The following is a 2,514-nucleotide window of genomic DNA, read 5'->3' on the forward strand; positions in this document are numbered from 1 at the left end:
AAGTGCTACGGCGGTGACATCAGCCGGAAGCGCAAGCTGCTGGAGAAGCAGAAGGAGGGCAAGAAGCGGATGAAGACCATCGGTCGCGTCGAGGTGGCGGGACAGGAAGGCGAGGACCTTCGGGTAGGCGTCCAGCCGGTTGGCCCGCTTGGCCAGGCCGTGCCCTTCGTCGGGGTAGACGAGGAGTTCGCACTCCAGGCCGTTGGCGCGGACGGCTTCGGCGATCTGCTCCGCTTCGGACAGGGGGACTCGCGGGTCGTTGGCGCCGTGGAGGACGAACAGCGGGGCCGCGATGTCCGCGACCTTGGTCAGCGGTGAGGCCTGGTGGAGGAAGTCGGCGTCGGCGGTCAGCGAGCCGTACTCGCGTTCGCGGTGGGCCCGGCGGTAGGGCGCGGTGTTCGCCAGGAAGGTGACCAGCGACGAGATGCCGACGATGTCGACCCCGGCCGCCCAGCGCTGCGGCTGGAAGGCGAGTCCGGCCAGCACCATGTAGCCGCCGTACGAGCCGCCCCACAGCGCTGCCCGGCTCGGGTCCAGGCCGATCGTCGGCAGCCAGTCGTGCAGGTCGCCGAGGTCGGCCACCGCTTCCAGCCGGTTCCGCCCGTCGTCGGCGGAGTACCAGCGCTTGCCGTAGCCAGTGGAGCCGCGCACGTTCGGCACCAGCACCTCGTGGCCCTGCGCGACGAGCGCCTGGACGATCGGGTTGAACGCCCGCACCGACTGGCTCTCCGGTCCACCGTGGACGATCAGCACGGCGGACCCGGCCAGCTGCGGATCGGGGTTCTCCGGCGAGTACCGGAAGCACGGCACCTGCTCGCCGTCGCGGGTCGGCACCCGGTGGATGCTCGGTTCCACCGGCCGCTGGTCGTCGAGCTGCGCAGCGGAATCGGTCAGCGCGCGGCACTCGCCGGTGCTCGCGTCCACGAGCAGCACGTCGCCGGGGACGGTCGGACCGCTGAAAGTCAGTGCGACGTAACGGGAATCCGGTGACCACGCGGGTTGCGGCAGCGGGAACGCGCACCAGCCGTCCGCGGGCAGGTGCACCGGGCGCAGCCGCTCGCCGGAGGACGTGTCGTGCAGCGCCAGCCGGCTCGCGCCGTCGTCGTTGGCCTGCACGAGCAGCTTCGAACCGTCCGGAGAGACCCAGCCGGTCAGGTCGTGCTCGTCGGAGGTGACCAGCCAGGTCCGGTCGCCGGTGCGCGGATCGATGCGGGCGACGCTGGTGCGGTCGCGCTCGAAGTTGGTGGTGGCGATCAGCCCGGAACCGCCGGGCAGCCAAGCGATGTTGGTGCACCGGGCGGCCACGTCGCGGTTGGTCAGCGTCCGGTCCTCGGAGTCGACCACGATCAGCTCGTCGGACATGGGCAGCGCACCGGGAACGGTGAGCGCGACGCGTCCGTCCGGTGCCGCCGCGACTTCCAGCACCATCCCGCCCCGGTCGTAGGCGACGCGCTCCGCCCCGGAGCTGACGCAGCGGATCACCACGTCGAAGTCGACGCCGTTGCGGCGGTTCGTGGAGTAGACGACGTGATCGGGCAGCACGTCCAGCAACCGGTGCACGTGCTCGGGATCGCGGACCAGCGGGCACAGCTCGGGCAGCCGCACCGGTCCGGGCCGCGGCTGGTCCAGCCGCAGCAACGACAACTGGCCGCGTTCGTCGCCGTCGGTGTCGTGCTGCACCACGACCGCGCGCTCGCCGGGCAGGTAGCGGCCGGTCACCGCGCCGGACAGCGCGGTCAACCGGGTGCTCGCGCCGTCGACGAGCTCGATCAGCTGCGTCGATCCGGACTCGTCGGAGCCGGCCAGCACCCGGCCGGAGCCGGCCACGTCGAAGGCCCGCCAACTGGTGAGCTCGAGCAACCGCACGATGTCCAGCGCCATGCCGACACCCTGTCATGAGAGGCCCGCCGAGCCCAGCGGCCAACGGGGGAGTCGACCGCCTGAGCCCGCGCATTCTCTAGGCTGGTGGAGTACCCCGTGCCACCGACGGAGCGCGGGTTCCGCGACGCGAGGAGGACCACGGTGCAGCCTGGTGGCCAGCCGAACATGCAGCAGATCATGGAACAGGCGCAGAAGATGCAGCAGCAGCTGATGACTGCGCAGCAGGAGCTCGCCGAGGCCGAGGTCAACGGCAGTGCCGGTGGCGGTCTGGTCACCGCGACGGTGACCGGCTCGGGCGAGCTGAAGGGCCTCGTCATCGACCCGAAGGCGGCCGACCCGGAGGACACCGAAACCCTGGCGGACCTGGTCGTCGCGGCGGTCCGCGACGCGAACCGCGCGGCCCAGGAGCTCCAGGCGGAGAAGATGGGCCCGCTGACGAGCGGCCTCGGCGGTGGCCTCGGTGGCGGACTGAGCCTGCCCGGCATGTGATCCGCAGTTTCAACGAGGGTTTTCCATACTCGTTTTGCGGGGCGGTGCGGGTAGCGGAACCTCAGCGCCCGCCTGGACTCCGGGTGCCCGACTTGATGTATGCCAATACACGGCAGTCGGGCCGTCCTCGCCAGGCGAACGCTG

General features: G+C 71.1%; 1 protein-coding gene and 2 pseudogenes. 2 read left to right on the plus strand and 1 reads right to left on the minus strand.

The features are described from left to right. A pseudogene (locus ABTZ89_RS37890) lies at window positions 1-96 on the plus strand (hypothetical protein); the annotation flags it as partial. A gap of 51 nt (window positions 97-147) precedes the next feature. Here the strand turns inward: ABTZ89_RS37890 and ABTZ89_RS37895 are convergent. Beyond that, window positions 148-1,881 (minus strand): annotated as a pseudogene (locus ABTZ89_RS37895) (alpha/beta hydrolase family protein); the annotation flags it as partial. 165 nt (window positions 1,882-2,046) lie between these two features. On the opposite strand from ABTZ89_RS37895, the gene ABTZ89_RS37900 reads away from it, so the two are divergent. After that, a complete protein-coding gene (locus tag ABTZ89_RS37900; protein ID WP_270947519.1) occupies window positions 2,047-2,370 on the plus strand; it encodes a YbaB/EbfC family nucleoid-associated protein in 324 nt (107 codons plus the stop codon). The last annotated feature ends 144 nt before the right edge of the window (window positions 2,371-2,514 follow it).

Source organism: Saccharopolyspora sp. NPDC002686, from assembly GCF_040295745.1.
In the GTDB taxonomy this organism is placed as follows: Bacteria; Actinomycetota; Actinomycetes; order Mycobacteriales; family Pseudonocardiaceae; genus Saccharopolyspora; species Saccharopolyspora oryzae.